Here is a 25,250-nt window from a genome sequence, read left to right as displayed (position 1 = left end):
GAAACGCCCCGGCCCAGAAGGGCGGGGCGTCTCGCTGGATCGAACCCGTCAGGCCAGACGGACCGATTCCGCCTGCGGACCCTTCGATCCGGTGCCGACCTCGAAGACGACCTGCTGGCCCTCCTCGAGGACCTTGTAGCCGCTCATGTCGATCGCCGAGTAGTGCACGAACACGTCCTGTCCGCCCCCGTCGACCGTGATGAAGCCGAAGCCCTTCTCAGCGTTGAACCACTTCACGGTTCCGTTCGCCATCGTTACTCCCAAGTGCTGTGTTTCTGCAGAAGTGACACGGTTGCCACGCCCATTTCCAGATACTAATCACTGGTCCGGCGAGCACGACGGCCGATCCGGGTGAATTCGACACATCGTGACAGCAACTCAACACGGTCGAAACGTGCGCGAAACAACGGGGCCCCGCGAGGGGGTCCATGATGCCCGCCGGCACGACCGGCGGACGCCGCCGCTACTCGACCGGAGCGTCCTCGGCCGGGGCCTCTTCCGCCGGCGCCTCCTCCGCCGGCGCCGCCGCGTCGGTGAGCCCGGGCCCGGCGTAGTCGGTGCCGAGCACCACGGTGAGGTCGGCGCCCGGGAAGGAGGCGTTCAGCTCGGTCGGCACCCCGCCGAGCAACTGGGCGAGGCCGAGTGCGGCCCCTTCGTTCGCCGCATCGGCGTAGTACACGGTGGTGGTCGCGAAGTCGGTGGTGCTGGCGTTGGCGCGCGATCCGACGTTCCAGCCGCTCGCGACCGCCGCGTCGCCGACCCGGGTGGCGAGTCCCGCGATCTCGGTGCCGTTCAGGACGGTGACCGATTTGGTGCCGTCGGTGACCGGCGCGACCGTGGGGGTCGGGGTCGGCGCCTCGGTGGCGGCCTCCGACGAGCCGGCGCCCCCCAGCGCATCCGTGAACTGGTTGTTGTTGTCGATGATCGCGAGGTAGCCGATGCCCGCACCCACGAGCAGCACCGTCGCGAGCGCCGCCCAGGCGAGCACGCGCCATCCCCGACCGCGCGGCACGGGGCCGCGATGCGCGCCCACGCGCCCGGACGGGGCGGGCAGGCGGTCGAAGCTGTCCTCGGGGAAACGTGGCATGGAGCGGCAGGGTCCTAGTCGTCGCGCGACAGCAGCCGGGCCGAGCGCGCTGCGAGGCGCGCCTCCCGAACCCGCTGAAGCCTCTTGATGAGCATCGGGTCGTGTGCGAGAGCGGCCGGGGAGTCGATCAGCGCACCGAGAAGTTGATAGTAGCGGGCGGAGGAGAGGCCGAACGTCTTGCGGATCGCCTGTTCCTTGGCGCCGGCGTGGCGCCACCAGCTGCGTTCGAAGACGAGGATGCGGATGTCCCGCTCGCTGAGCTCCATGCCCTGCCCTCCTGTCCGATCCCGACATCATATTGGCGGGTAGCTCAACGCCCGCCGATAGCCGCGCGGCACCCAGACATTCCTGCGATGATCGTTCGCGGCCCCGATCACCCGATCCCGTTACAGCAGGAGCATCATGAGCTACCAGGTTTCCAAGTCCGACGACGAGTGGCGCGAGGAGCTCTCGGCCGAGGAGTTCGCCGTGCTGCGGCAGGCCGCCACCGAGCGCCCGTGGACGGGCGAGCTGCTCGACGAGCAGCGCGAGGGCGTCTACCGCTGCAAGGCCTGCTCGGCCGAGCTCTTCCGCAGCGAGACCAAGTTCGACTCGCACTGCGGCTGGCCGAGCTTCTACGACCCGGCCGGCTCGGACGCCGTCGAGCTGATCGAGGACCGCACGCTCGGCATGGTGCGCACCGAGGTGCGCTGCGCCCGCTGCGGCTCGCACCTCGGCCACCTCTTCGACGACGCACCGCAGACGCCGACGGGCGACCGCTACTGCATGAACTCCGTCTCGCTCACCTTCGACGAGGTCGTGTAGCCGTGCCCGGTGTGAAGGAGGCGATGCTCGCCCGCCGCTCGTCGTCGAAGGTGACGGATGCGGCCCCCAGTCCCGCCCAGGTGGCCGCGGCCGTCGAGGCGGCCGGCCAGCTCGCCGACCACAGCGGCCTGCGCCCGTGGCGCGTCATCGAAATGCGAGCCGACGGCATCAGCCGCCTGGGCCGGGGCCTCGCCGAGGCCGACGGCGCGAAGGAGAAGGACGTCGAGAAGTTCGTGGCGAAGGCGCACCGCGCCCCGCTCGTGCTGGCCATCGTCGTGTCGTACGCCCCGAAGCACAAGGTGCCGAAGTGGGAGCAGGAGGCGGTGGCCGCCGGAGTCGCGCACAACCTCTCGCTCGTGCTCGACGACGAGGGCTGGGGCGTGTTCTGGCGCACCGGCGAGCACACCCGCGCCAAGGCCGTGAAGAAGGCCCACCGGCTCGGCAAGAACGAGGAGCTGCTCGGCTGGCTCTATGTGGGAGGCGTGCCGCCCCGAGGGCGGAAGCCCCGCGGGAAGGGGCGCATCCGCGTCTCGGAGCACCTCTCGACCCTCTGACGGCCGTAGGCTGGGGGCACTGTGACCGATCTGGATCGTGCTCCGGTCGATGACGACTCCCTTCTTCCTGCCGACGGCTCCGCCGCCCAGGACCTCCCCGCCGGGCCGGCGCTCATCGACGTGCCCGCGGCGCGGCGGTGGCTCGCCATCCTCGCCCTCGCGCTCGGTGGCTTCGGCATCGGCGTCACCGAGTTCGTCACGATGGGACTGCTGCCGAACATCGCGGCCGACCTGCTGCCCGGCCAGTACGCGGTCGACGCGGCGGGTGCCAACGCCAATGCGGGCCTGCTCGTCTCGGCCTACGCCCTCGGTGTCGTGGTCGGCGCTCCCACGATCGCTGCGGCCGCCGCGCGCTGGCCCCGCAAGCGCCTGCTGCTCGTCCTGGTCGCCGTGTTCGTCGTGGGCAACCTGCTCTCGGCGATCCTGCCCTCGTTCGGACTGGTGCTCGCCGCCCGATTCCTCAGTGCCCTCCCGCACGGGGCCTACTTCGGCATCGCCTCGCTCGTCGCGGCCTCGCTGATGGGGCCCGACAAGCGGGCCCGCGGTGTCGCCTTCGTGCTCGGCGGCCTCACCATCGCCAACGTGGTCGGCGTGCCCTTCGGCACCTTCCTCGGCCAGAACTTCGGCTGGCGCAGCGCCTACCTGATGGTCGGCATCATCTTCGCGGTGACCTTCGTCGCGATCGCCCTCACGGTGCCGTTCCGGCCGGGCGACCCGACGGCCACGATGCGCAACGAGCTGAAGGCGTTCACCCGGTTGCAGGTCTGGCTCACGCTCGCGGTCGGCTCGATCGGCTTCGGCGGCGTGTTCGCCGTCTACACCTACGTCGCTCCCGTGGTCACCGACGTCACCCGGCAGGGCGACGGCTTCGTGCCCTGGGTGCTCGTCGCCTTCGGCGTGGGCATGACCATCGGCAACGCCCTCGCCGGCTGGCTGACCGACCGGTCGGTGAAGCGCTCGCTCGTCATCGGCATCCTCGGCACCGGTGTCTCGGTGCTCGCCTTCGCCCTGACCGCGCACACCGTGGCGGGGCTGATGATCTCGATCTTCTTCGTCGGCGCCTTCGCCGGGTCGTGCTCGCCCGCCATCCAGACCCGGCTGATGGACGTCTCGCACAACGCGCAGACCATCGCCGCCGCCCTGAACCACTCGGCGCTGAACATCGGCAACACGCTCGGCGCGTTCCTCGGGGGCGTCGCCATCGCGGCCGGCTTCGGCTACCTCGCCCCCGCCTACGTGGGCGTGGGGCTGGCGGCGCTCGGCTTCGTGGCGCTGCTGGCGTCGTTCGCGGTCGACCGGGCGCGCAGCAGGGCCTGAACCGTCACTCGCGAGAGCTGGCCCCGGCGTCGCCGTCGGGGTCGATGATCTCGGGGTCGCCGCCCGGCCGCACCTCGGCGTCGTCACGGATGTCGATCCGCGTCGTTCCGTCGGCCGTCGTCGAGACGTCGATGCGCGGGGCCGCGTCGGCCTCCGTCGCGTCGGGGGCACTGGTCAGCTGGTCGTGGCGCTTCTCGGCGTCGGTGGGTTCGCGCATGGGTCAAGTCAACCCCGGTGAGCGGATGCGCGCACGAACGCCGCTCCGCGCATCCGCTCGACGCCCCCCGAACGCGTCACACGTCTCACAGCATCTGTTCACACGACCGCAATGATCCTGGCGCTCAGACGTCGTAATCTGGCGTCATGCCTTCGACGACGAGACGTCGCCGAGGGCGACGCAACTCCAGCCGCTACTACGTCAACCCGCGACGCGACCGCGCGTTGCGCATCGGCAGGATCGTGCTCGTCGCCGTCATGGGCGTCGTGGCCGTGGGTCTCGCCGTGATGGCGATGTACGGCGACCGCATCCTGAGCTGACCCGCCCGGCTGATCAGGCCGAGCAGGGCGGATGCGCGTGGGGCCGGCCACGGGACTCGAACCCGTAACCCCCGCTTTCTCTCGCGTCACTTCGCAGTACATCTAAGTACCTTCCCCTGCGTCCGAGAAGCGCGCAGGCATGCGAAACCCGGGCGCCGGAACGGTTCGTCTTGATTCCGCTACTTCACGCTTGAGCCGCGGGCCATCATGACCAGATCATGACATCGAAGTACCCCCCAGACTCATGCGCACAGCGAGAGGCAGAACGCGAAGCGGGCTCGCGATTGATGGGGGCGAGGGGTCCCCTACCTCCGTGGGGGCTCGGACGGCATGGCCACGAGCCACCGCTCAAGTTCGGCCCGCGGCAGCAACGGCTTAGGCCCGTAGAACGATGGCACGAGGTCGTTGCGGGCGATCGCGTTCCTGATCGAGGTGGTGCTCAGCCCTGCGGCGTCTGCAGCCTCCGGGATAGAGTAGGCGATCTTCGCGTTGTCGGATCGAAGCAGCTCCTCGCGCACAATCGTCCGAACGAACGCGGCTAGTCGATTTGTCTGTGCCTGCGCTCCAGATGAGGCTCCAGTTTCGACGCGGCCTGATTCCGCGAACATCTCGACGGGGTCCACTCCGCAGGCCAGTGCGATCCTGAACACATCGGCTATGGGCATGTCGGCACCCTCGAGCAGCCTCCGGGAAACGGTAGAGCGGTTCATTCCAGCGGCAGCAGCGACCTCTGCTGGCGAGAGTCGGGCCTGCTGCATCGCTGCACGTAGGTTCGTCTTGACATTCGCCAGAGCTGCGTCGCGGGTGGTCACGCAGCGACTCTAGACACGTGCGGAGGCGGCTGCACCTACGCTGTCACGAACCGACCGGATAGGTGTCGTATCTGAGACAGCTGGGCACACGAGCGCAAGACGGGCGCTGTCCGAGGGCACTGCTACGGTCTTGGTGCGCGGGCCGGCGCGCTCCCGAGAGAGGAGCCCCTGTTGCCCGCTTGGCATCCCGTAGACACGGTCCTGCCCACCACTTGGCTCTTCCCCCGCCCGGGCACAGAGGGGCCGTTTGTGGAGATCCGCTACCTCGCAGTACGGTACGCCGCGGCCTCGAGACGGTGTGGCGCTTCCGCGCAGTGAATGTATCGACCGAGCCGCGCGAGCTCATCGGCTACTTCGGGACCCTCGCGGACGCCGCGGCCGCATGCCATAGAGCGGCGCTGCACGCGATGGTGCCGGCCGGCAAGAACTTCACCCCGAAGGGCGCTTGGGGTGATCGCTAGGCTGCAGGTAACGTCGAGGGCGGGGGTTACGGTGGCGAATCGAAAGCTGACGTTCGAGCAGGTCGAGTCGCTCTACGACGCGCTCCTGTCGAACGCGTGGCGCCTGGCACGGGAAGCCGAAGCTCTGGCTGCAGTAGGTGCCGGCGGCAGGGCCCGTGCACTCGCGATCGTGGCTCTCGAGGAATCCGGCAAGGCGATCATGATTCACAAGGCAAAGATCGTCAGCCACACCGCCGGCCACCGCGACCCCGAGCTGGACGATCAGTTCTGGCGGGACTGGCGCAATCATCAGCCCAAGCTGCGTGAGGTGCGCGCGTTCATCCTGAACCACGACTACTGGTTCGATGTCGAGCCGCCGGAGCCCAACGATCTGCTCCTCGGATCGGTTGAGGACTATCTCGCGGATCTGGACGCGTTCGCCGAGAAGCAGAGCGCGAATCGCATGAGCGGCCTGTACGTCGACATCGACAAGGGGACCGGTCGGACCCGCAAGCCTTACGACGAGACTGGCGACGACGTCGCGGAGTTAGTCGCGATCGTCGATCAAATCGGGTGGCAGCTTCGCTTGGGCGACCACATCAAGTTCATCGGTGAGCAGCCCGATCGATCGGCAATCCCAGACACTGACCTCTACGCCGCCTACGCGGATGGCGGTCGCCTTGCGGTGCAGCGACAGTCGAGAGAGGGCTGGGAGGCCCAAGACGACGCGATCGGGCGGCTCTCAGAGACAGGCACTCCTTACGGCGGCGGCGGCGGCGGCAACGAACCGGAGTCGGCGGCTTGACCTTTCGCTAAGCTCGGCGGATGCTCACCGGTAACCCTTTCGCTCCTGATTCAGCCTCGGATTGGTGGAATTTCGCCGCCAATGTATTCATCGGTCTGGTTACTCTTCTTGCGCTGATCGTCGCAATACGAGACAGCGTCCTTGCGAATCGCAGAGCTCGCGCGGCTGAGGAGCAGACGGCATACGCTCGCGCTGCGGAAGCGGCAGCTCAGCACACACTCGCCACTCGTGCCGAGAGGTCGCTCCGAAACGAGCTGCAGCAAGTTCTCGCGGACCAAGAGAAGAATCGCTACTGGCTTCAGGTGGCTGAGAGCTACGGGGATGCGCTTCGTATCGGTCAGATCGAAGCGACGCTTGCGGGTCTAGCAATGCGCGAGGCAGAAATCAGGGAAGATCTTTACGAAGAAGGCGGCGAGACGTCATAGGGGTTCCTGACCTCGATACCAGTGAGCTTTTTGATCTCGCGCCGTGCCCGCAGGAAGTCGGCCTGCTCCTGCAGTGGAGTCTTCTTCTCGAAGTTCTCACGCAGAGCGGTCGTCATGGCCAGAAAGCCGACCTGCGCGAGCACGAACTCCGGTCCGGGCAACTCGGTGTCCTGAGCGAGCGCGGCGAGCTCCAGATAGATGCGCCTGACTTCCGACTCTGGTACCTCGAGCGCATCGACCTGCTCGCGAGCCAGCTCGACTATCGACTGGTCCAGGTCACTCGATTCGTTGCTCATTTCATTGCCTCCAAGGCGGATCGGAGCGACGCCTATTGATTGATGATCGCGAGCCGCTTCAGGTGGGCCTCGACCAGCTGCTTCGTCGCCGCGTCGGGGACCGCGCCGTCGACGCGGATGTCCTCGGCTGTTCGAAGCTCGTAGCCAGGCTGGTAAAAGCTCTCGGTCCGGACTTCATAGGTCGCGATACCGACTCCTGGGATCGAGGTTTCTGCCACACCCCGACCATACCGGCACCGCTTCGTCAGATGGCAGGGCCGCGGTATAGCCGCCCGTTGGAACCAACGACCACCTCGTACGTCGTCATGCCCGTTGGCACTGGTGGCAGGTTCGGTACGTCCAGATTGCTGATGAGCTCGACGTCATCGACCACGCTGGCTTTGCCAAGCACCGTCAAGTTGTTGTTGACGAGCATCGACTCGGCCGACGCTGCGCCGGCGAGCTTGACGAGTATCGATCGTCTGCACTACGTCACGTCGGCGGTTCTTGGGTACGCGGTGAAGGCGGGATGGGTCTCCTCCAACCCCGCTGCCGGCGTCAAGCTTCCGGCATCGCAGAAGGCGGAGCAGATCTACCTCAACTTCGAGGAAGTCGAGTCGCTCGCGGACGCGGCCGAAGCTGCCGGCACGCAGAGCGATAGGGCCCTGGTTCTGCTGCTGGCCTACTCGGGGCTGCGGATCAACGAGGCGCTGGCTCTGACGGTCGCCGACGTCGACATCACCACTAGGAGAGTGTCCGTCCGGAGGACCTGGACCATCGACGCGGCTGGAGCCCGGAAGCTTGGAATGCCGAAGACCGGTGAACGTCGCGTGGTTCCTCTGGTGAGCTTCATCGTGGAAGAACTGAAGCCACTACTCGATGGGCGCACGGACGACGAATACGTCTTCCGCGCTCAATCTGGTCAGGCCGTCCACGATCACAACTGGCGGCCTCGAGTGTGGGCCAAGGCGGTCGCGGGGCGGGCCTCGACGAGGTGGGTGTGACACCGCACAAGCTGCGTCACACCGCTGCGAGCATGGCGATCGCAGCCGGCGCCGACGTGAAGCTGGTGCAGAGGATGTTGAGTCACCGGGACGCTACGGAGACACTGAACACGTACGGCCATCTGTGGCCCGATCGGCTCGATGAGGTCACTTCGAAGGTCGAGGCAGCACGAGCGAAAGCCTTAGCTCGCGCAGAGAAGAATGCTCATCATGAGCAAATCATGACTGGCGGCTCGGCGGCGGCGTGAGCCTCAGCGGCAGTTCCGCGCAGAACAACGGATCGTGGGGCCGGCCACGGGACTCGAACCCGTAACCCCCGCTTTACAAGAGCGGTGCGCTACCAATTGCGCCAGGCCGGCTGGGGTGGAACACCTCATTGTAGCGACGCAGGAGCTGCGCAGGAGGACGGCCGCCCGGCGCACCGGACGGCCGTCCTGGGGCCGATCAGCCCGCGGTGGGAGTGGGGGTCGGCGTCGCGGTCGAGTAGGCCTCGCCCGAGACCTGCACGACGAAGGCGCTGAACGCGTCGGGGTCGGTGAGCGAGCCGGTGTACTTCTCGCCGTTCACGAGCACGGTCGGGGTGCCGGTGACCTTGGCCTCGTCGGTGTCGGGCAGCGGGCCCTCGAGGGCCCGCGAGGTGGAGTCGGCGACCCAGCCCCGGAAGGTGGTGTCGTCGATGCACGACTCGATGTCGCCCTGCGCCGTCACCTCGGCCTCACCGGCCAGGTCTTTGAGCTTCTGGTTGTCGAGGCCCTCGGTGTTCTCGGCGGGCTGGTTCTGGAACAGCAGCGAGTTGTAGTCCCAGAACTGATCGGGCGAGTAGTTCGCGACGCAGGCGGCGGCGTTGGCCGAGCGCGTGGAGTACTTCGACCCGAGCGAGGAGCGGTCGAGGATCGACAGCGGGTGGATCTCGACGGTGGCGGCGCCGGACTCGATCCACTCCCCCAGCTGGGTGTTGTTCGTGGCCTCGAACTGGCCGCAGTAGGGGCACATGTAGTCGAGGTAGACGCGGATGTCGACGGTGCCGGACGCCGGGTCGTTCACGGTCGGCACGGGGTCTTCGCCGGCGGCGAGGGCCGGAGTGGTCTCCGCGACGAAGCCGGTGCCGATCTGGATGCCGTCGCTCGCCATGTTCTGCGGGCCGGGGCCGGCCGGGCGGATGGTCGACACGATCACGAGCGCGACACCGACGATGATCGCGATGACGACGACGCTGAGCGAGGAGATGAGGATGGCGCGGTTGCGCACCTCTTTCTTGCGCTGCTCCTCGCGGAGCTGCTTCGCCTTCTCCCGGGCGGCCTCGCGTCGCTGGTTCTTGGACTGACGATCTCCGGGTCCGTCGATGGTCATACGTCTCTTCCGTGTGGTGGTGTCAGGGGGGTGGAGCGCGACCAGGGGCTCGCGACCACTCAAGGATAGTAGGAAGGCAGTCTGGGAACTGGCCACAGGGTGGCTGTGCGCCCGAGCTGTGCGAGAATGAGCGATGGACCCTCGCTGTCGAGGGTCGGTTCCATCCATCACAACGGATCGTCCGGCACGTACCTGCCGGTGAAGGAGAAATGAACATGGCATCTGTCACTTTCGACAAGGCGTCCCGCGTCTACCCCGGCGCCACCCGCGCGTCGGTCGACAAGCTCGACCTTCAGGTCGCCGACGGCGAGTTCCTCGTGCTCGTCGGCCCCTCCGGCTGCGGCAAGTCCACGTCGCTGCGCATGCTGGCCGGTCTCGAAGAGGTCAACGAGGGCCGCATCCTGATCGGTGACCGCGACGTCACCGACATCCCCCCGAAGGACCGCGACATCGCGATGGTCTTCCAGAACTACGCGCTCTACCCGCACATGACGGTCGCCGAGAACATGGGCTTCGCGCTCAAGATCGCCGGCGTCGGCAAGGACGAGCGCGCCGCCCGCGTGCTCGAGGCCGCGAAGCTGCTCGACCTCGAGCCCTACCTCAGCCGCAAGCCCAAGGCCCTCTCGGGTGGTCAGCGTCAGCGCGTCGCCATGGGCCGCGCCATCGTGCGTCAGCCCCAGGTGTTCCTGATGGACGAGCCGCTGTCGAACCTCGACGCCAAGCTCCGCGTGCAGACCCGCACCCAGATCGCGTCGCTGCAGCGCCGCCTGGGCGTCACCACCGTCTACGTCACCCACGACCAGACCGAGGCGCTCACCATGGGCGACCGCATCGCCGTGCTGAAGGACGGACTGCTCCAGCAGGTCGGAACCCCGCGCGACCTGTACGAGAAGCCGAACAACGTCTTCGTCGCCGGCTTCATCGGCTCCCCCGCGATGAACCTGTTCCACGCCGACCTGGCCGACGGCGGAGTGCGCTTCGGCACCTCGATCGTGCCGGTCGACCGCGAGACGCTCGCCAGCACCACGGGCACCAGCGCCACCATCGGCGTCCGTCCCGAGGACATCGTGCTCTCCTCCACCCCGGGCGAGGGCCTCGAGGTCACGGTCGACCTGATCGAGGAGCTCGGCGCCGACGGCTACCTCTACGGCCACTCCGAGATCGAGGGCAAGCGCACCGACATCGTCACCCGCGTCGACGGCCGCTCGCACCCCTTCGTCGGCGACAAGGTGTACCTCACCGCCGCCCCGAACCACGTGCACCTGTTCGACCTCGAGTCGGGCGAGCGCATGGGCAACAAGGCCATCGTCTGACCTGCCCGATCCTGATCGACTCTGCCGTGGCTCCCAGGGGCCACGGCAGAGTCGTCTTCCCCTCACGAGACGGATGAGCCCATGAGCACCTCCCTGAACATCACCTCCGCCACGGCCGACCCGGCGCTGCTCGACCTGCCCTGGGAGCTGCCGCTCGACGACTGGGCCGACGAGTACATCGCCGCGCTGCCCAAGGGCATCTCCCGTCACCTGGTGCGCTTCGCCCACCTCTCGGGCCACGTGATCGCCATCAAGGAGACCACCGACGAGATGGCCAAGCGCGAGTACGAGATGCTCCGCACCCTGCAGCGTCTCGACGTGCCCTGCGTCGACCCTCTGGCCGTGGTCACCAACCGCCGCACCTACGACGGCGACGTGCTGAACTCCGCGCTCGTCACCCGGCATCTGAAGTTCTCGCTGCCCTACCGCGCGCTGTTCTCCCAGCAGCTGCGCCCCGACACGGCCACCCGCCTCGTCGACGCCCTCGCCGTGCTGCTCGTCCGCCTGCACGTGATCGGCTTCTTCTGGGGTGACGTCTCGCTCTCGAACACCCTCTTCCGTCGTGACGCCGGCGCCTTCGCCGCCTACCTCGTCGACGCCGAGACCGGCCAACTCTACGAGGGCGGCCTCTCCAACGGCCAGCGCGAGAACGACCTCGAGATCGCCCGCGTGAACATCGCCGGCGAGCTGATGGACCTCGAGGCCGGCGGCCGCATCGACGAGGAGCTCGACCCGATCACCGTCTCGAACGGCATCGTCGCGGCCTACCGCTCGCTCTGGAAGGAGCTCACGGGTTCCGAGTCGTTCAGCAGCTCCGAGCGCTGGCGCATCAACGAGCGCGTCGACCGCCTGAACGACCTCGGCTTTGACATCGAAGAGCTCGCGATCAAGACCACCGAGGGCGGCACGACCGTGCGCATCCAGCCCAAGGTGGTGGATGCGGGGCACCACCAGCGCCGCCTGCTCCGCCTCACCGGCCTCGACGCCCAGGAGAACCAGGCCCGGCGCCTGCTGAACGACCTCGACTCGTACACGGCGAAGTACGGCCGGAAGGCCTACGACGAGGAGATGCTCGCGCACGAGTGGCTCGCCAAGGTGTTCGAGCCGGTCATCCGCGCCATCCCGCGCGACCTCAAGGGCAAGCTCGAGCCGGCCGAGATCTTCCACCAGCTGCTCGAGCACCGCTGGTACATGAGCCAGGAGCAGAACCGCGACGTGCCGCTGGCCGAGGCCCTCTCGTCCTACGTCGAGGACATCCTGCGCCACCGACGCGACGAGGCCACCGTGATCGAGCCCCCGACCGGGGCGATCACGATGGCCATCGCGGTGCAGGACGCCGCGTCCGACGACGAGGACTGGCGACTGAAGGTCTAACCCTTCTTCAGGGTGCGTTGCCTGGCGATCTCGTAGAGGGTGACCGAGGCGGCGATGCCGGCGTTCAGCGACTCGGTGCCCGACGAGATCGGGATCGAGACGATCGCGTCGCAGGTCTCGGTGACCAGGCGCGACAGCCCCTTGCCCTCGTTGCCCACGACGATCACGATCGGGCCCTGGGCGAAGTCGAGGCCCGGCAGCTCGACGTCGCCGTCGCCGTCGAGGCCCACCACGAAGACACCGGCGGCCTTGAAGGCCTTGAGGGTCTGGGTGAGGTTCGACGCCATGGCGACGGGCGTGCGCGCGGCGGCGCCGGCCGAGGTCTTCCAGGCCGAGGCGGTGACGCCCACCGAGCGACGCTGGGGCACGATCACGCCGTGGCCGCCGAACGCGGCGGTCGAGCGGATGATCGCCCCGAGGTTGCGCGGATCGGTGATGCCGTCCAGTGCCACGAACAGCGGCGTCTGACCCTTGCGCGTGACCTGGTCGAGCAGCGTCTCGGGGTGCGCGTACTCGTAGGGCGGCACCTTGAGGGCGAGACCCTGGTGCACGGAGTCGTGGCCGGAGAGCCGGTCGAGCTCGGGGCGCATGACCTCCATCACGGGGATGCCGCGCTTGTTCGCCAGCGACAGCGCCTCCTTGACGCGCTCGTCGACCTCGACGCGGAACGCCACGTAGAGCGCCGTCGCGGGGATCTGCGCGCGCAGCGCCTCGACCACCGAGTTGCGCCCGGTGACCATCTCGCTGTCGTCGGCCTTCTTGACCCGGCGGGCGGGAGCGCTCCGCGGAGCATCCTGACCCCGCTCGGAGGACGAGCGGGCGCCGGGCCGGCCCTTGCCGCCGGCCGCGGCGAAGCGGTCACGCGCGGCCTTGGCCTTGCCGGCGGGGTGGTACGGCCGGTCTTCGGCCTTGGGCGTGGGCTTTTTGCCCTCGAGCGCCTGGCGCCCCTGCCCGCCCGAGCCGACGGCACGGCCCTTGCTGCTCTTGCGTACGGCTCCGGCCCGCGAGGGGCGTGCCGATCCTGATTTAGCCATCGAGACTCCAGTGCGCGCCCGTGGGCGTGTCTTCTATCGAGATCCCCGCTTGTCCGAGTTCGTCCCGGATGCGGTCCGCGGTGGTGAAATCGCGGCTCTTGCGTGCCGTCTCCCGGTCGGAGACGAGTCGTTCGACGAGCGCGCCGAGCGCGCGCTCGGCCCCGCTGTCGGTTCGGGAGGCCCACTCGGGGGCCAGGGGGTTGATGCCGAGCACCTCGGTCATGGCGAGCACCTGGCCGAGCAGCGTGGCCGCCTCGGCGAAGTCCTCGTCGTCGAGGGCGGCGTTGCCGCGGCGGACGGTCTCGTGGATGACCGCGACCGCTTGGGGCACGCTGAGATCGTCGTCCATCGCCTCCCGGAACTCCTCGGGCACGACCAGCACGGCGGTGCCCTGGAAGCGGGTGCCCTCGAGCCGGCGCTCGGCGCGCTCGAGGAAGCCCTCGATGCGCGAGACCGCGGCCTCGGCCTCCTCCAGCGCCCCCTCGTGGTACTCGAGGGTGGAGCGGTAGTGGGCGGCGCCGAGGTAGTAGCGCAGCACCACCGGGCGGGCCGAGGCGATCAGTTCAGCCGCGAAGATCGAGTTGCCGAGCGACTTCGACATCTTCTGGCCGGTGACGGCCACCAGGCCGTTGTGGATCCAGAGGTTGGCGAAGGGGTCGCCCGCCGCGTGCGACTGGGCCAGCTCGTTCTCGTGGTGCGGGAAGCGCAGGTCGAGGCCGCCGCCGTGGATGTCGAACTGCGGCCCGAGGTACTTCGTGGACATCGCCGAGCACTCGATGTGCCAGCCGGGGCGGCCGGCGCCCCAGGGGCTCGGCCAGGCGGCCGTCTGCGGCTCGCCCTCCTTGTGCCCCTTCCAGAGGGCGAAGTCGCGCACGTCGCGCTTGCCGCGGGAGTCGGAGTCGCCGGCCGGCGCCATGTCATCGAGCTTCTGGCGGGTCAGCTCGCCGTAGGAGGGCCAGGAGGCGGTGTCGAAGTAGACGTCGCCCGTGCCGTCGTCGGTGGCGTAGGCGTGGCCGTTCTCGATCAGCCGGGCGATGATCGCCTGCATCTCGGAGATGGAGGCGGTGGCCCGCGGCTCGTAGGTGGGCGGCAGCACGCCGATGGCGCTGTAGGCCGCGGTGAACTCGAGCTCGATGCGGTAGGCCAGCGCCCACCACTCCTCGGTGGTGCCGGCCGCGTTCATCAGGATCTTGTCGTCGATGTCGGTGACGTTGCGCACGAAGGTGACGACGTAGCCGTTGTGGTCGAACCAGCGGCGCAGCTGGTCGTAGACGAGCGCCGAGCGCAGGTGCCCGATGTGCGGGGACGACTGCACGGTCGGGCCGCACACGTAGATGCCGACCCGGCCCGGAACGATGGGCGAGAAGTCGGTGAGCGCGTGGGCCTTCGAATCGTAGAGTCGGATGGTCACCCCCACAGTTTAGAGGGCCGCCCCGCTCAGCCGCTGCGTGTGACGCCGACGACGAGCGCCGTCGCGATCGCCGTGAGCCCCTCGCCCCGCCCGACGGAGCCGAGCCCGTCGGTCGTGGTCGCCGAGACGCTCACGGGGGCTCCGAGCACGGCCGACAGCAGCGCGTCGGCCTCGGCCTTCCGCGGCGAGAAGCGGGGACGGTTGCCGATCAGCTGCACCGAGACGTTGCCGACCGTGAAGCCCTCGGCGGCGAGGATCTGGCGGGTGCGGCGCAGGAAGACCTCGCCGTGCGCACCGGCCAGCTCGGGGTCGGCGGTGCCGAAGCGGCTGCCGAGGTCGCCGAGCCCGCTCGCACCGAGCAGGGCGTCGCAGATGGCGTGCGCGACGACGTCGCCGTCACTGTGCCCCGAGAGGCCCCGCTCCCCCGGCCAGAACAGACCGGCGAGCCAGAGCTCCTCGCCCTCGTCGGTCGAGAAGGCGTGGGCGTCGACGCCGACGCCGGTGCGCATCGTGGGGAGGCTCCGGCGCAGCAGGTCCTCGGCGCGGCCGAGGTCGTCTGCCGTGGTGATCTTGAACGAGCGGCCGTCGCCGGCCACCACCGAGACGGGATGCCCGGCCTCGCGCAGGAGGGCGGCGTCGTCGGTGAAGTCGCCGGCCGCGAGCCGGTAGGCCTCGGTCAGCTGCCCGAGCGGGAAGCCCTGCGGGGTCTGCACCGCGGTGAGGGTGGAGCGGTCGATCGTGTCACGCACGGTGCCGTCGGCGGCGACACCCTTGATGGTGTCGGTGACCGGCAGCCCCGGGATGACGCCGTGACCGGTCGCCCGCACGGCGGCGACCACCCGGTCGAAGACCTCGGGCGGGGTGAAGGCGCGGGCCGCGTCGTGCACGAGCACGATCTCGGTGCCCTCGGGCACGACGGCCAGCCCGGCGGCGACGGACTGCTGCCGGGTGGCGGCACCCGCCACCACGGCCGCATCGAGCCCGGCTGCCGTCTCGGCGACGAGCGCCTCGGGCACGACGACCACGATCGACACAGGTTCAGCCATGCCGCGCACCGGGTCGAGCGAGCGCGACAGGATGGTGCGGCCGGCGATCTCGACGAAGGCCTTGGGCCGGTTCAGCCCGAGGCGCGTGCCGGAGCCGGCCGCGACGACGATGACCGCGACCGAGGGGGTGGCCGGCACTGCTAGGAGGCCAGGACCTCGTCGAGGACGAGCGACGCCTTCTCCTCGTCGGTCTTCTCGGCGAGCGCGAGCTCGGAGATGAGGATCTGACGGGCCTTCGCGAGCATGCGCTTCTCGCCGGCCGAGAGCCCGCGATCCTGATCGCGGCGCCAGAGGTCGCGCACGACCTCGCTGACCTTGATGACGTCGCCGGAGGCGAGCTTCTCGAGGTTGGCCTTGTAGCGGCGCGACCAGTTGGTGGGCTCCTCGGTGAAGGGAGCGCGCAGCACCTCGAACACCTTGTCGAGGCCCTCGCGGCCGATGACGTCACGGACGCCGACCAGGTCGACGTTCTCGGCGGGCACCTCGATCGTCAGATCTCCCTGGGTGACACGGAGCTTCAGGTAGATCTTCTCTTCGCCCTTGATGACCCGGGTCTTCACCTCGGAGATCGTTGCGGCTCCGTGGTGGGGGTAAACGACAGTCTCGCCGACCTCAAAAAGCATGTATGGATGTCCTTCCGTGACCTCTAGGATACCACAGCGGGCATGTACTAAGGGTGTCCTAACCAGCCCCTCCCCGCCGCCGCGTTGTAGGGTGAAGTCAAAGCGTCTACGCCTCTGGAGGGTCTTGTGAGAGCTCGGTTCGCGGCATCCGTTCTGACGGCTGCACTCGTCGTCACCGGTACGGCCGGGTGCGCCTTCATCACGCCCCAGGTGACCGGCGAGATCAAGCAGGTCACCGACGGCGTCAACACCACCATCGGTGACGTCGACGTGCGCAACGCCACCCTGATCAGCGACAGCGGCGAGCTCGCCAGCCTGCTGGTCTCCTTCGTCAACAACACCGACCAGCCCCAGTCGGTCACGGTGCAGTACGAGAACGGCTCCACCGGTGAGCGCGTCTCCCAGGAGGTCGAGCTCGAAGGTGACGCCGACAACGTCGGCACCATCACGAGCTTCGGCGGCAGCGACTCCGAGCAGATCCTGCTCGAGAACGTCACCGAGCCGGGCAGCCTCTTCCCCGTCTACTTCCAGTACGGCGACACCGAGGGCGAGCAGCTCATGGTGCCGGTGCTGAACACCTCGCTGCCCGAGTACGACGGCCTGGCGCCCACCGCGACTCCCACGCCGACCCCCACCGTCGCGCTGCCGACCCCCACCGTGGTCCCGACCCCCGAGCCCACGTCCGGCACCGAAGGGACCCAGCAGAGCCCCGAGGGCGAGTAGCCCCCAGGGCGAGTGACCCCGAGGGCGAGCAGCCCCCAGGGTCCGTGAGGCCTAGGCCTCGAAGCGGTAGCCCAGCCCCCGCACGGTCACGAGCAGCGTCGGCTCCGACGGCGTCTTCTCGATCTTCGAGCGGATGCGCTTGATGTGCACGTCGAGCGTCTTGGTGTCGCCGAAGTAGTCCGAGCCCCAGACCCGGTCGATCAGCTGCCCGCGCGTGAGCACGCGACCGGCGTTCCGGAGCAGCAGCTCCAGCAGCTCGAATTCCTTCAGCGGCATGGAGACCTCGGTGCCGTCGACGGCGACCGTGTGCCGCTCCACGTCCATCGACACCGGGCCGGCCTTCAGCATCGGCTCGGCGGCGTCGAGCACCTCGAGCTGACGCCGCATGACGGCTCGGATGCGCGCCAGCAGCTCCCGCGTCGAGTACGGCTTGGTGACGTAGTCGTCGGCGCCGAGCTCCAGGCCCACGACGATGTCGATCTCCGAGTCCTTCGCCGTCAGCATGATGATCGGCACCGAGGAGCGGGTGCGGATCTCACGGCAGACCTCGGTGCCCGGGATGCCGGGGATCATCAGGTCGAGCAGGATGATGTCGACGCCGCCCCGGTCGAACTCGCTGAGCGCGCTCGGGCCGTCGGGCGCCACGGTCACGCCGTAGCCCTCGCGACGCAGCAGGTAGCTGAGCGGCTCGCTCAGCGCGGCCTCGTCTTCGACCAGCAGGATGTGGGTCATCGCTTCTCTCCTTGCAGGGCGGCTGCGGAGTTCGAGGCCTCCGGCAGCCGGATGGTGAACGTCGAGCCCTGGCCGATCTGCGACCAGGCCCGGATGTCTCCGCCGTGGTTCTGCACCACGTGCTTGACGATGCTGAGGCCGAGACCGGTGCCGCCCGTGTTGCGCGAGCGCGCCTGGTCGACCCGGAAGAAGCGCTCGAAGACGCGGGGCAGGTCGTCCTCGGGGATGCCGATGCCCTGGTCGGTGACCGAGAGCTCGACGACGCCCTCCTCCAGGCGCACGCCGATGCCGATGCGCGAGCCGTCGGGCGAGTACTGGATGGCGTTGGCGATCAGGTTGTTCACCGCGAGGGTGAGCAAGGTCTCGTCGCCGTCGATCATGACGTGCTTCTTGCCGCCGACCGCGAGGGTCATGTGCCGGGCGTCAGCCGCGACGTGGTTCTGGTCGACCGCGTTCGAGATGATGCCGTCGAGGTCGAGTCGCTTCGCGGTGCTCAGCACATCCGTCGCCTGCAGACGCGACAGCTCGATGATCTCGCGGGTGATCTGGGAGAGCCGCGTGGCCTCGGTGGCCATGCGCTTGGCGAAGCGGCGCACCTGCTCCGGGTCGTCGGAAGCCGGTTCGAGGGCCTCGGCGAGCAGCGAGATCGCGCCGATCGGCGTCTTCAGCTCGTGGCTGATGTTCGCGATGAAGTCCCGTCGCGTCTCCTCGAGCCGGTACGAGTCGGTGCGGTCGTCGGCGAGCACCACGACGTAGCGGCTGCCGAGCCGCGCCACGCGCACGTCGAGGTGGATCAGCGCCTCGCCGAAGGGCCCGCGGGCGAGCGTGATCTCCTGGTCGACGGGCTCGCCGGTGCGACGCACGCGGGCGACCAGCCCGTCGATCTCCGGATGCACGAGCACCTGGTTCGACACCAGGCCGTAGGTGTAGGCGGCCGCCGAGGCCTTCACGACGTTGTTCGAGGGGTCGAGCACGAGGCCCGCCGACTCGATCGCGTCGATCACCTGATCGACGCCGTCGGGGACGGCGCTCGAGGTCGCCGCGACGGCGTCGCTCCCGCGCCGCTCGGCGACGTGCAGGAGGGCCATGAAACCTGCTCCGACGACCAGGCCGAGTGCCACGGACAACAGCACCAACCAGCCTGTTTCCATGCTGACTACACTAGTGAGTCCGATCGGGGCCAGACTGAGGTCAGGGGCCGCAGGGGCGTCGCTTCGGCGACTGTTCAACTGACCGGCACCTGACGTTAACCTGCCCCCGCGAGGATGGATCCGTCGCCTGCCGATCGCGGCGGTGCGCCGCGCGCACGCGTGGTCCATGTCCGACGTGTCCGCCGTACCCAAGAAAGGACCACACGCATGCGTGAGGTATTCCAGCAAGAGCTGCGCGAGGTTCAGGATCGTCTCGTCGAGATCTCCGAGCTCGTCACGGTCGCCATCACGAACGCCACCGCGGCGTTCAACGAATCGAACGTCACCCTGGCCGAGAAGGTCATCGCCGAGGACCCCAAGATCGACGCCCTGGCCTCGAGCCTGGACGAGCTGGCCATCAACATCCTCGCGTTGCAGCAGCCGGTCGCCCGCGACCTGCGCATCGTGGTCACCGCGCTCCGCGTCAGCGCCTCGCTCGAGCGGATGGGCGACATCGCCGAGCACATCGCCCAGCTGGCGCGCTACCGCTACCCCGACAAGGTGGTGAAGAAGAGCCTGCGCCAGACCTTCGCAGAGATGGGCCGGCTCGACGTGGAGATCGCGAAGAAGCTCACCGTGCTGCTGAAGACCGAAGACCTGGCGCTGGCCGACGAGATGCGCAACGACGACGACGCGATCGACGAGCTACACGTCAGCGTGTTCGACGCGGTGCTCGGCGCACACTGGAAGGGCGAGGCGGTCGACACCGTCGACGTCACCCTCGCCAGCCGCTACCACGAGCGCTTCGCCGACCACGCGGTCTCGATCGCCAAGAAGGTGCAGTACCTCGCCACGGGCGAATGGGTCGGGTCGTCCAACCCCTGATTCACCGTCCGTTCACCGAAGAAGCCCCGGCCGCGTCAGCGGGCCGGGGCTTCTTCGTGTTCGGGATGCGGGCGAGGGCTACTTCTTGCCCTGGGCGGCGACCGCGGCGGCACCCGCGGCGGCGGCCTCGGGGTCGAGGTACTCGGCCGGCCCGACGGGCACGAACGACTCGTCGAGACGGTAGACGAGCGGGATGCCCGTGGGGATGTTGAGCTCGGCGATGTCGTCGTCGCTGATGCCGTCGAGGTGCTTGACGAGCGCGCGCAGCGAGTTGCCGTGCGCGGTGACGAGCACAGTCTTGCCGAGGGCCAGGTCGCCCGTGATGTCGCTCTCCCAATAGGGCAGCATGCGGTCGATGACGTCCTTCAGGCACTCGGTGCGGGGCACCGCGTCGCCGAGGTCGGCGTACCGCGGGTCGCCGACCTGCGAGTACTGGGCGTCGTCGTCGATGGGGGGCGGCGGCACGTCGAAGGAGCGGCGCCAGGTCTGGAACTGCTCGGGGCCGTACTCCGCGAGCGTCTGCGCCTTGTCCTTGCCCTGGAGGGCGCCGTAGTGGCGCTCGTTCAGACGCCAGGAGCGCTTGACGTCGACCCAGAGGCGGTCGGCCACCTCGAGCGCGAGGTCGGCGGTCTGGATCGCGCGGGTCAGGCGCGAGGTGTACAGCACGTCGGGCAGCAGCCCCGACTCGGCGAGCAGCTCGCCGGCGCGCTTGGCCTCGGCGACGCCCTGCTCACTGAGCTTCACGTCGACCCAGCCGGTGAACAGGTTCTTCTGGTTCCAGTCGCTGTTGCCGTGGCGCAGCAGGACGAGGGTGTAGGGCTCTGTTGGCATGCCTCCATCCTATCCAGGGGGCTCGGCCTATCCAGGGGGCCCGGGCGGGCATCCGCTCGTGCTTGGATGGTCGCATGCCGATCGGTGCCGTCACCCGGGGAACGACGGGCACCAACCGTCTGCGCCGCGTCGACCGCTTCATCGGCACGCTGCCGGTGCTGCGCCGCACCGATGATCCGCTGGTCGTCGACCTCGGCTACGGCGCGAGCGGGGTGACGGCGTTCGAACTGCAGGCCCGGCTCGCCGGGGTGCGCCCCGACGTCGAGGTGATCGGCTTCGAGATCGCACCCGAGCGCGTCGCCACCGCCACCGCCCAGCTGAAGGACGTGCGCGACGGCCGCACCCCGTTCGACCGCGACGCCCGGGTGTCGTTCGCCGTCGGCGGCTTCGAGGTGCCGCTGCCGGCCGGCCGCGACGCCGCGGTCATCCGGGCCTTCAACGTGCTGAGGCAGTACGACGAGAGCGCCGTGCCCGATGCCTGGCAGCGGATGCTCGGCCGCCTGCAGCCCGGAGGTCGGCTCGTCGAGGGCACCTGCAACGAGGTGGGCCGGGTGGCGAGCTGGGTCACACTCGCGCCGGAGGGGCCGGAGAGCTTCACGGTGTCGTTGCGGCTGTCCGAGCTCGAGCATCCGTCGATCGTGGCGGAGCGACTGCCCAAGGCGCTCATCCACCGCAACGTTCCCGGCGAGAACGTGCACCGCTTTCTCGCCGAGCTCGACCGGTTCTGGCAGCACAACGCCGGGCTCGGCAGCTACGGCCCGGTGCAGCGCTGGATCGCCACGGTGGGCGCGATGGCCGACGCCGGCTGGTCGGTGCGCACGCCGAAACGGCGGCAACGGCTCGGCGAGCTCACGGTCGACTGGGCCGACGTTGCGCCGGCCGCCTGACCCCTACTCGATCGGGAGCCCGCTACTTGATCGGGAGCTCGATCTCCTGGTCCCCGACGCGCACGGTGAGCGGCTCGGCGGTGGTGACGAGGTCGGGCGTCCAGAACACCGAGGTGTGGGGCACGAAGTCCATGGTGCAGGGGCCGCTGGAGATGGGGCGGGTGGTGATCTCGACCACGTTGCCCTTGCCCTCGGGCTCGACGACCTCGATGTGCGAGCCGACCACCGGGCAGGTCGAGCTGCCCGAGATGGCGACGGCGATCTGCGAGCCCTCCTGCAGCCAGAAGGCCTGCAGGCCCTGGTCGGCGCCGCCCTCGGACTCGGTGGCGATCTCCTCCTCGTCGGGGAGGCCGGAGAAGTTCTGGGTGGGGCCGGTCTCGGTGCACCCGGTGAGCACGAACGCGAAGGCGGTGGCGACGAGAACGGCGGGAACGAGCTTTCGCATCTGCATGGCTCTACGGTATCGAATCCGCGGGCCTCACGTGGTGATGTCGGGCAGCGTGCGCCGGGCCTCCTCGAGGGGCATGCCGCTGGCCGCCAGCAGGTCGAGCACGAGCGGCCGGATCGACAGCACGAGCGCCGCCTCGGCGAACGGCTGCCCTGGCGTCAGCACCCGCGGGTCGAGCCGGATGGCGACGAGCACGAGGCTCTGCCTCACCACCGGCCGCAGCTCCGGCCGGTCGATGCTCTGCCCGAGCAGGGCGGTGGCGCTCAGGATGCCCGCCAGCAGCTCAGCCAGCTCGGGCCGGGGGTGCCCGTCGCCGAGCACGCTCAGCCGCCGGCTGATCACGCGGAGGTTGCGGGCGGCGTGGTCGAGGTGCAGCTGCATCGTCTGCAGCTCGGCCAGCTCGGACCGGTGCCGGCGGAGGAACGGCGAGATGCGGGCGATGGCGACGGCCGAGTCGAGCGAGCCGCGCCACTGCTCGATGAGCACCTGGGTGCCGCGGGCGCGGCTGAGCACGAGCTCGGCGGTGTGCTGGTCGCCGATGCGCAGCACCGTCACGAGCGAGGACAGGATGGCGGTGAAGGCGGCGAAGAACTTCAGCCCCTCGCGGCGGGCCGCCCGGCGCGGGTCGCGCGGGATGAGCGCGGTGCAGGCCAGCGCGACGAGCCCGCCGAGCACCGCGTCTGCGGTGCGGGTGAACGGGCCGCCGGCGGGCACCGGCATGAGCGAGACGAGCGAGGCCTGCACGGCGGCGAGGATCGGCAGCCCGGGCACCGGGGAGAGGAAGCGGGTGACGGTCAGTGCCACGAGCACCGTCACCGCGAACTGCCAGAGCCCCTGGCCGGCCAGCAGCAGGATGACCTCGCTCAGCGCGATGCCCACCGTCATCGCCACCGCCGTCTCGGCCACCCGGCGCGGCCGGGCGTCGAGCACCAGCCCGAGGCTCGACAGCGTCACGGTGACCGCGGCGATCGGATAGGGGTGGGCGAGCACGAAGTGCGCCAGCGCGTACGCGATCGTCACCGCGACGGCGAGCTGCAGCAGGGCCGGTGCGCTCGCGACGGTGCGCTCGGCTGAGGCGCGGGTCAGCGCGGCCCAGCGCGCAGGCAGCGGCAGGGGGCCGTCGTCGGCCGCGGGTGCGGTCACTACCGCGTGCGGGCGCCGAGACGCGGCAGCCGCACCCGACCGACCGCGGCGCCGGCGTCGGGCCCCACGATCGTGTCGGCCGAGGCGGCGACGTCACCGGCCTCCGTGCGCACGACGAGGGGCTCCCCCTCGGGCGCCTGGCGGCGCAGCACCGCGAGCGCGATGGGCCCCCACTCGTGGTGGTTGCCCACCGAGGTCACGTGGCCGAGGGCCTCGGGTGCTTCGTCGGCCGGCAGGGCGGCATCGGCGGCGCGCAGCACCGGGTCGCCGGCGGCCGGCAGCACCGCGTCGGAGCCGTCGAGCTGCAGCTGCACGAGCCGCCGCGGCGGGTGGCCGAGGTTGTGCACCTTCGCCACGGTCTCCTGGCCGCGGTAGCAGCCCTTCGCGAGATGCACGGCCGACCGCATCCAGTCGAGTTCGTGCGGGATGCTGCGGTCGTCGACCTCGGTCGAGAGGCGCGGTCGCCAGGCGGCGATGCGCAGCGCCTCGAGGGCGAGCACGCCGGCGGCCGAGAGGTCACGGCGGCGCACCGCGTCGGCGAGACCCTCGAGGCCCGCGCGCGGCACGAGCCCCTCACGCCAGAACCAGTCGGCCCCCGGGTGCTCGGCGATCTGGGCGTACTGCACGCCCCCGGCGACGACCTCGGGCCACGGGTCGGCCCAGACGAGCGGATGCCCGCCGCCCTCGGCCAGGGCGGGGACGAGCACCGGCGCGGCGCCCTCGAGCACCCCCGGCCCGGCGGCCAGCCAGCCGATCGTGGCGAACTCGGCGCTGCGGTCGGCGATCTCGACCCGGAGCATGAAGCGCATGCGCTGCAGCCACTGCTCGAGCGGCTCGGTCTCGGCGGCGTCGACGAGCAGCCAAGCGGTCTCGCCGTCGTCGAGCACCCGGATGGCGTGCTCGATGCGTCCGGCCGCCGAGAGCAGCAGCGTCTCGGCGGACTCCCCCGGGGCGAGCCCGGTGAGGCGCTGGCTGGTGACGGAGTCGAGCCAGGACAGGCGGTCGGGGCCGGTCACCGACACGACACCCCGGTTCGAGAGGTCGACGACGGCCGGGGCGGCGGTGGCGCGGCCGGAGCGGCCGGCATCGAGCATCCGCTGCTCGGAGACCGGGTTGCCGTAATGGGCGGCCACACCGTGGTCGGCACCGGTGGCGGCGACGGCGCCGGGGAGGCTGAGGAAGGGCGAGGCGACGCGGAGCGTCACTGCTCAGTCGACCTTCGCGAGCCGCGCCGAGGCGTGGGTGCGGAGGTCTTGGCCGAGGGCCGCGATGTCCCACGCCCAGAGCAGGTGGTTGTCGACGAGCCCGTAGAGGCGGGTGGCCGCCGCGTACTCCTTGGCGGAGCGGGTGCGCACGACCGCGTCGGTGGCGAGATCGATGCGCGGGCCCTTGACCTGGCCGAGGTAGAGCTCGCTGACACCGGTGGGATGCACGATCGCCACCTCGATGTCGAAGCCCTCGGCCGCGTTGCGGAGCGTCTCGACCGACTGGGCGGTGTTGAAGGGCCGCGGGCCCTCACCGGGGAGCATGCCGGGGCCGGCGTCGCCCTCGATGTGCAGGCGGCTGAGGCGCCAGTAACCCGTTTCGGCGGTGAGCGGGGTGGGCTCGGTCTCGTCGCCGACGGGCAGCAGCCAGCTCGAGGAGCTGTAGTTCAGGAAGGGCAGGCCGTCGTGGCTGAAGCTGATGCGCTGGCCGAACTCGCGCGAGACACGGGTGGGCTCCGTGCCCTCCTCGGCGTCGGCCGGCGGGTCGATGGCGTAGTCGATGACGCCGGTGCCCTCCCACACGCCGATGAGCCAGGAGAGGGGGACCAGTTCGGCGGGGAGCCCTGTCGGGATCTCGATCACGGTCGCGCCTCGCCGGTCAGCGCTGGCCGCGGAAGAGCTTGTAGATGACGACCCCCGATGTCCAGGCGATCGCGAGGCTCGCGAGCCCGAGAAGGCCGATGAACAGGAGTTCGAGCGCGACGTAGGACATGCCTAGATCTTAGCCCCCGCCGCGAAGGCGAGGGGCGCGAGCACCGCCGTCGCGACGGCCAGGATGACCACCGCTCCGCCGAGGCTGGCCGAGACGCGGTCGACGAAGCCCTTGCGCACGGGCACGAGCAGCTGGATGCCGAAGGTCACCACGAGGGCGAGCCCGAGCACCACGGGCAGGAAGACCAGGAAGCTCGCGGCGGGCACGAACAGCCCCACCGCGAGGACGGCCACCACGGAGAGGATCCAGACCGGCACTACGCTTCTCATGAGCAGACTCATAC

General features: G+C 69.6%; 33 protein-coding genes and 1 tRNA gene. 13 read left to right on the top strand and 21 right to left on the bottom strand.

Features of this window, described 5'->3' with window-relative positions:
* Nucleotides 1-48: 48 nt before the first annotated feature.
* The 3 genes from BJ984_RS08075 to BJ984_RS08065 all read right to left on the bottom strand — a co-directional run bounded on the left by BJ984_RS08075 (nt 49) and on the right by BJ984_RS08065 (nt 1,353).
* Nucleotides 49-252, bottom strand: coding sequence for a cold-shock protein (locus tag BJ984_RS08075; protein ID WP_173183529.1), 204 nt, complete (start codon nt 250-252; stop codon nt 49-51).
* Between the two features lie 211 nt (nt 253-463).
* A complete protein-coding gene (locus BJ984_RS08070; RefSeq protein ID WP_179547568.1) occupies nt 464-1,087 on the bottom strand; it encodes a LytR C-terminal domain-containing protein in 624 nt (207 codons plus the stop codon).
* Between the two features lie 14 nt (nt 1,088-1,101).
* Entirely contained in the window at nt 1,102-1,353 is a 252-nt protein-coding gene (locus BJ984_RS08065; protein WP_173183527.1) for a DUF3263 domain-containing protein, read from the bottom strand.
* A 136-nt stretch (nt 1,354-1,489) separates the two neighbouring features.
* On the opposite strand from BJ984_RS08065, the gene msrB reads away from it, so the two are divergent.
* The 3 genes from msrB (at nt 1,490) to BJ984_RS08050 (ending at nt 3,762) form a co-directional block, all read left to right on the top strand.
* Nucleotides 1,490-1,891 (top strand): peptide-methionine (R)-S-oxide reductase MsrB, encoded by a 402-nt coding sequence (gene msrB / locus BJ984_RS08060; RefSeq protein ID WP_179547567.1) that lies wholly within the window; start codon nt 1,490-1,492, stop codon nt 1,889-1,891.
* Between the two features lie 2 nt (nt 1,892-1,893).
* On the top strand, nt 1,894-2,445 hold the full coding sequence (locus BJ984_RS08055; protein WP_373877394.1) for a nitroreductase family protein: 552 nt from the start codon (nt 1,894-1,896) through the stop codon (nt 2,443-2,445).
* Between the two features lie 114 nt (nt 2,446-2,559).
* Entirely contained in the window at nt 2,560-3,762 is a 1,203-nt protein-coding gene (locus tag BJ984_RS08050) for an MFS transporter (protein WP_271206502.1), read from the top strand.
* 4 nt (nt 3,763-3,766) lie between these two features.
* Here the strand turns inward: BJ984_RS08050 and BJ984_RS08045 are convergent, their stop codons facing one another.
* On the bottom strand, nt 3,767-3,979 hold the full coding sequence (locus tag BJ984_RS08045; protein WP_179547566.1) for a multidrug transporter: 213 nt from the start codon (nt 3,977-3,979) through the stop codon (nt 3,767-3,769).
* A gap of 146 nt (nt 3,980-4,125) precedes the next feature.
* Here BJ984_RS08045 and BJ984_RS08040 point away from each other — a divergent pair, with 146 nt between their 5' ends.
* Complete coding sequence (locus BJ984_RS08040; RefSeq protein WP_179547565.1) at nt 4,126-4,299, top strand: hypothetical protein; 174 nt, start codon at nt 4,126-4,128, stop codon at nt 4,297-4,299.
* Between the two features lie 305 nt (nt 4,300-4,604).
* On the opposite strand, the gene BJ984_RS08035 is transcribed toward BJ984_RS08040, so the two are convergent.
* Entirely contained in the window at nt 4,605-5,111 is a 507-nt protein-coding gene (locus tag BJ984_RS08035) for a helix-turn-helix domain-containing protein (RefSeq protein WP_179547564.1), read from the bottom strand.
* Between the two features lie 492 nt (nt 5,112-5,603).
* Between BJ984_RS08035 and BJ984_RS08030 the strand changes: the two genes are divergently transcribed.
* Complete coding sequence (locus tag BJ984_RS08030; protein WP_179547563.1) at nt 5,604-6,356, top strand: AbiV family abortive infection protein; 753 nt, start codon at nt 5,604-5,606, stop codon at nt 6,354-6,356.
* A 20-nt stretch (nt 6,357-6,376) separates the two neighbouring features.
* Complete coding sequence (locus BJ984_RS08025) at nt 6,377-6,781, top strand: hypothetical protein (protein WP_179547562.1); 405 nt, start codon at nt 6,377-6,379, stop codon at nt 6,779-6,781.
* Here the strand turns inward: BJ984_RS08025 and BJ984_RS08020 are convergent.
* Entirely contained in the window at nt 6,754-7,077 is a 324-nt protein-coding gene (locus BJ984_RS08020; RefSeq protein ID WP_179547561.1) for a hypothetical protein, read from the bottom strand. The genes BJ984_RS08025 and BJ984_RS08020 overlap by 28 nt on opposite strands.
* A gap of 32 nt (nt 7,078-7,109) precedes the next feature.
* Complete coding sequence (locus tag BJ984_RS08015; protein WP_179547560.1) at nt 7,110-7,295, bottom strand: hypothetical protein; 186 nt, start codon at nt 7,293-7,295, stop codon at nt 7,110-7,112.
* A gap of 132 nt (nt 7,296-7,427) precedes the next feature.
* On the opposite strand from BJ984_RS08015, the gene BJ984_RS08010 reads away from it, so the two are divergent.
* Nucleotides 7,428-8,060 carry a tyrosine-type recombinase/integrase gene (locus BJ984_RS08010; protein ID WP_179547559.1) on the top strand — a complete coding sequence of 211 codons (633 nt, stop codon included), beginning with the start codon at nt 7,428-7,430 and terminating at the stop codon, nt 8,058-8,060.
* Nucleotides 8,015-8,308 carry a tyrosine-type recombinase/integrase gene (locus BJ984_RS18925; protein ID WP_309298940.1) on the top strand — a complete coding sequence of 98 codons (294 nt, stop codon included), beginning with the start codon at nt 8,015-8,017 and terminating at the stop codon, nt 8,306-8,308. Before BJ984_RS08010 ends, BJ984_RS18925 begins: the two co-directional genes overlap by 46 nt.
* 35 nt (nt 8,309-8,343) lie before the next feature.
* Here BJ984_RS18925 and BJ984_RS08000 read toward each other — a convergent pair.
* Together BJ984_RS08000 and BJ984_RS07995 are read right to left on the bottom strand one after the other, a co-directional pair.
* A tRNA-Thr gene (locus BJ984_RS08000) sits at nt 8,344-8,419 on the bottom strand.
* A gap of 85 nt (nt 8,420-8,504) precedes the next feature.
* Nucleotides 8,505-9,410 (bottom strand): DsbA family protein, encoded by a 906-nt coding sequence (locus BJ984_RS07995; protein WP_179547558.1) that lies wholly within the window; start codon nt 9,408-9,410, stop codon nt 8,505-8,507.
* 215 nt (nt 9,411-9,625) lie between these two features.
* Here BJ984_RS07995 and BJ984_RS07990 point away from each other — a divergent pair, with 215 nt between their 5' ends.
* On the top strand, nt 9,626-10,723 hold the full coding sequence (locus BJ984_RS07990) for an ABC transporter ATP-binding protein (RefSeq protein ID WP_179547557.1): 1,098 nt from the start codon (nt 9,626-9,628) through the stop codon (nt 10,721-10,723).
* Between the two features lie 81 nt (nt 10,724-10,804).
* Nucleotides 10,805-12,097, top strand: a complete 1,293-nt coding sequence (locus tag BJ984_RS07985) for a DUF4032 domain-containing protein (protein ID WP_179547556.1) — start codon at nt 10,805-10,807, stop codon at nt 12,095-12,097.
* Here BJ984_RS07985 and rlmB read toward each other — a convergent pair.
* From rlmB to BJ984_RS18610, 4 genes are read right to left on the bottom strand one after another with little or no spacing between them, the layout of a single operon-like run.
* Entirely contained in the window at nt 12,094-13,131 is a 1,038-nt protein-coding gene (gene rlmB / locus BJ984_RS07980) for a 23S rRNA (guanosine(2251)-2'-O)-methyltransferase RlmB (RefSeq protein WP_179547555.1), read from the bottom strand. The two genes, BJ984_RS07985 and rlmB, sit on opposite strands and share 4 nt — an antisense overlap.
* The gene (gene cysS, locus BJ984_RS07975) at nt 13,124-14,542 is read right to left on the bottom strand and encodes a cysteine--tRNA ligase (RefSeq protein WP_179547554.1); all 1,419 of its coding nucleotides are present in this window, start codon (nt 14,540-14,542) and stop codon (nt 13,124-13,126) included. The genes rlmB and cysS overlap by 8 nt, the downstream gene beginning before the upstream one ends.
* Nucleotides 14,543-14,568: 26 nt before the next feature.
* A complete protein-coding gene (gene ispD / locus BJ984_RS07970) occupies nt 14,569-15,726 on the bottom strand; it encodes a 2-C-methyl-D-erythritol 4-phosphate cytidylyltransferase (RefSeq protein ID WP_179547553.1) in 1,158 nt (385 codons plus the stop codon).
* A gap of 2 nt (nt 15,727-15,728) precedes the next feature.
* A complete protein-coding gene (locus BJ984_RS18610) occupies nt 15,729-16,211 on the bottom strand; it encodes a CarD family transcriptional regulator (protein ID WP_171703727.1) in 483 nt (160 codons plus the stop codon).
* Between the two features lie 126 nt (nt 16,212-16,337).
* On the opposite strand from BJ984_RS18610, the gene BJ984_RS07960 reads away from it, so the two are divergent.
* Nucleotides 16,338-16,934 (top strand): hypothetical protein, encoded by a 597-nt coding sequence (locus tag BJ984_RS07960; RefSeq protein ID WP_179547552.1) that lies wholly within the window; start codon nt 16,338-16,340, stop codon nt 16,932-16,934.
* Nucleotides 16,935-16,985: 51 nt separating this feature from the next.
* Here the strand turns inward: BJ984_RS07960 and BJ984_RS07955 are convergent, their stop codons facing one another.
* Together BJ984_RS07955 and BJ984_RS07950 are read right to left on the bottom strand one after the other, a co-directional pair.
* Nucleotides 16,986-17,666 carry a response regulator transcription factor gene (locus tag BJ984_RS07955; protein WP_173183516.1) on the bottom strand — a complete coding sequence of 227 codons (681 nt, stop codon included), beginning with the start codon at nt 17,664-17,666 and terminating at the stop codon, nt 16,986-16,988.
* Nucleotides 17,663-18,754 carry a sensor histidine kinase gene (locus tag BJ984_RS07950; RefSeq protein WP_309298939.1) on the bottom strand — a complete coding sequence of 364 codons (1,092 nt, stop codon included), beginning with the start codon at nt 18,752-18,754 and terminating at the stop codon, nt 17,663-17,665. The genes BJ984_RS07955 and BJ984_RS07950 overlap by 4 nt, the downstream gene beginning before the upstream one ends.
* A gap of 270 nt (nt 18,755-19,024) precedes the next feature.
* Here BJ984_RS07950 and phoU point away from each other — a divergent pair, with 270 nt between their 5' ends.
* A complete protein-coding gene (phoU, locus tag BJ984_RS07945) occupies nt 19,025-19,681 on the top strand; it encodes a phosphate signaling complex protein PhoU (protein WP_173183514.1) in 657 nt (218 codons plus the stop codon).
* Nucleotides 19,682-19,759: 78 nt separating this feature from the next.
* Here phoU and BJ984_RS07940 read toward each other — a convergent pair whose 3' ends face one another.
* On the bottom strand, nt 19,760-20,512 hold the full coding sequence (locus BJ984_RS07940) for a phosphoglyceromutase (RefSeq protein ID WP_179547550.1): 753 nt from the start codon (nt 20,510-20,512) through the stop codon (nt 19,760-19,762).
* A gap of 74 nt (nt 20,513-20,586) precedes the next feature.
* Here BJ984_RS07940 and BJ984_RS07935 point away from each other — a divergent pair, with 74 nt between their 5' ends.
* Nucleotides 20,587-21,399, top strand: a complete 813-nt coding sequence (locus tag BJ984_RS07935) for a class I SAM-dependent methyltransferase (RefSeq protein WP_179547549.1) — start codon at nt 20,587-20,589, stop codon at nt 21,397-21,399.
* A gap of 22 nt (nt 21,400-21,421) precedes the next feature.
* Here BJ984_RS07935 and BJ984_RS07930 read toward each other — a convergent pair whose 3' ends face one another.
* From BJ984_RS07930 to BJ984_RS07910, 5 genes are all read right to left on the bottom strand, one after another.
* The gene (locus tag BJ984_RS07930) at nt 21,422-21,850 is read right to left on the bottom strand and encodes a hypothetical protein (protein WP_179547548.1); all 429 of its coding nucleotides are present in this window, start codon (nt 21,848-21,850) and stop codon (nt 21,422-21,424) included.
* A 27-nt stretch (nt 21,851-21,877) separates the two neighbouring features.
* Complete coding sequence (locus BJ984_RS07925; protein ID WP_179547547.1) at nt 21,878-22,990, bottom strand: FUSC family protein; 1,113 nt, start codon at nt 22,988-22,990, stop codon at nt 21,878-21,880.
* Nucleotides 22,990-24,195 (bottom strand): CAF17-like 4Fe-4S cluster assembly/insertion protein YgfZ, encoded by a 1,206-nt coding sequence (ygfZ, locus tag BJ984_RS07920; protein WP_179547546.1) that lies wholly within the window; start codon nt 24,193-24,195, stop codon nt 22,990-22,992. Before ygfZ ends, BJ984_RS07925 begins: the two co-directional genes overlap by 1 nt.
* Nucleotides 24,196-24,198: 3 nt before the next feature.
* Nucleotides 24,199-24,837, bottom strand: a complete 639-nt coding sequence (locus BJ984_RS07915) for a nitrobindin family protein (protein ID WP_179547545.1) — start codon at nt 24,835-24,837, stop codon at nt 24,199-24,201.
* 132 nt (nt 24,838-24,969) lie between these two features.
* Nucleotides 24,970-25,236, bottom strand: coding sequence for a hypothetical protein (locus tag BJ984_RS07910; RefSeq protein ID WP_179547544.1), 267 nt, complete (start codon nt 25,234-25,236; stop codon nt 24,970-24,972).
* Nucleotides 25,237-25,250 lie beyond the last annotated feature (14 nt).

Source organism: Herbiconiux flava (assembly GCF_013409865.1).
Classification (GTDB): Bacteria; Actinomycetota; Actinomycetes; order Actinomycetales; family Microbacteriaceae; genus Herbiconiux; species Herbiconiux flava.
This window is presented reverse-complemented; position numbering and strand designations above follow the sequence as displayed.

What these genes read in the sequence shown, in the direction of transcription:
- BJ984_RS08040 (WP_179547565.1), top strand. Translation starts at nt 4,126, where the DNA reads ATGCCTTCGACGACGAGACGTCGCCGAGGGCGACGCAACTCCAGCCGC.
- BJ984_RS07935 (WP_179547549.1), top strand. Translation starts at nt 20,587, where the DNA reads ATGCCGATCGGTGCCGTCACCCGGGGAACGACGGGCACCAACCGTCTG.
- BJ984_RS18610 (WP_171703727.1), bottom strand. Translation starts at nt 16,211, where the DNA reads ATGCTTTTTGAGGTCGGCGAGACTGTCGTTTACCCCCACCACGGAGCC.
- BJ984_RS07930 (WP_179547548.1), bottom strand. Translation starts at nt 21,850, where the DNA reads ATGCAGATGCGAAAGCTCGTTCCCGCCGTTCTCGTCGCCACCGCCTTC.
- BJ984_RS07955 (WP_173183516.1), bottom strand. Translation starts at nt 17,666, where the DNA reads ATGACCCACATCCTGCTGGTCGAAGACGAGGCCGCGCTGAGCGAGCCG.
- BJ984_RS07990 (WP_179547557.1), top strand. Translation starts at nt 9,626, where the DNA reads ATGGCATCTGTCACTTTCGACAAGGCGTCCCGCGTCTACCCCGGCGCC.
- BJ984_RS07950 (WP_309298939.1), bottom strand. Translation starts at nt 18,754, where the DNA reads ATGGCCCTCCTGCACGTCGCCGAGCGGCGCGGGAGCGACGCCGTCGCG.
- BJ984_RS08075 (WP_173183529.1), bottom strand. Translation starts at nt 252, where the DNA reads ATGGCGAACGGAACCGTGAAGTGGTTCAACGCTGAGAAGGGCTTCGGC.
- BJ984_RS08065 (WP_173183527.1), bottom strand. Translation starts at nt 1,353, where the DNA reads ATGGAGCTCAGCGAGCGGGACATCCGCATCCTCGTCTTCGAACGCAGC.
- BJ984_RS08025 (WP_179547562.1), top strand. Translation starts at nt 6,377, where the DNA reads ATGCTCACCGGTAACCCTTTCGCTCCTGATTCAGCCTCGGATTGGTGG.
- BJ984_RS08070 (WP_179547568.1), bottom strand. Translation starts at nt 1,087, where the DNA reads ATGCCACGTTTCCCCGAGGACAGCTTCGACCGCCTGCCCGCCCCGTCC.
- rlmB (WP_179547555.1), bottom strand. Translation starts at nt 13,131, where the DNA reads ATGGCTAAATCAGGATCGGCACGCCCCTCGCGGGCCGGAGCCGTACGC.
- BJ984_RS07910 (WP_179547544.1), bottom strand. Translation starts at nt 25,236, where the DNA reads ATGAGAAGCGTAGTGCCGGTCTGGATCCTCTCCGTGGTGGCCGTCCTC.
- BJ984_RS07940 (WP_179547550.1), bottom strand. Translation starts at nt 20,512, where the DNA reads ATGCCAACAGAGCCCTACACCCTCGTCCTGCTGCGCCACGGCAACAGC.
- BJ984_RS07985 (WP_179547556.1), top strand. Translation starts at nt 10,805, where the DNA reads ATGAGCACCTCCCTGAACATCACCTCCGCCACGGCCGACCCGGCGCTG.
- phoU (WP_173183514.1), top strand. Translation starts at nt 19,025, where the DNA reads ATGCGTGAGGTATTCCAGCAAGAGCTGCGCGAGGTTCAGGATCGTCTC.
- BJ984_RS08020 (WP_179547561.1), bottom strand. Translation starts at nt 7,077, where the DNA reads ATGAGCAACGAATCGAGTGACCTGGACCAGTCGATAGTCGAGCTGGCT.
- BJ984_RS07995 (WP_179547558.1), bottom strand. Translation starts at nt 9,410, where the DNA reads ATGACCATCGACGGACCCGGAGATCGTCAGTCCAAGAACCAGCGACGC.
- BJ984_RS08010 (WP_179547559.1), top strand. Translation starts at nt 7,428, where the DNA reads ATGAGCTCGACGTCATCGACCACGCTGGCTTTGCCAAGCACCGTCAAG.
- BJ984_RS08045 (WP_179547566.1), bottom strand. Translation starts at nt 3,979, where the DNA reads ATGCGCGAACCCACCGACGCCGAGAAGCGCCACGACCAGCTGACCAGT.
- msrB (WP_179547567.1), top strand. Translation starts at nt 1,490, where the DNA reads ATGAGCTACCAGGTTTCCAAGTCCGACGACGAGTGGCGCGAGGAGCTC.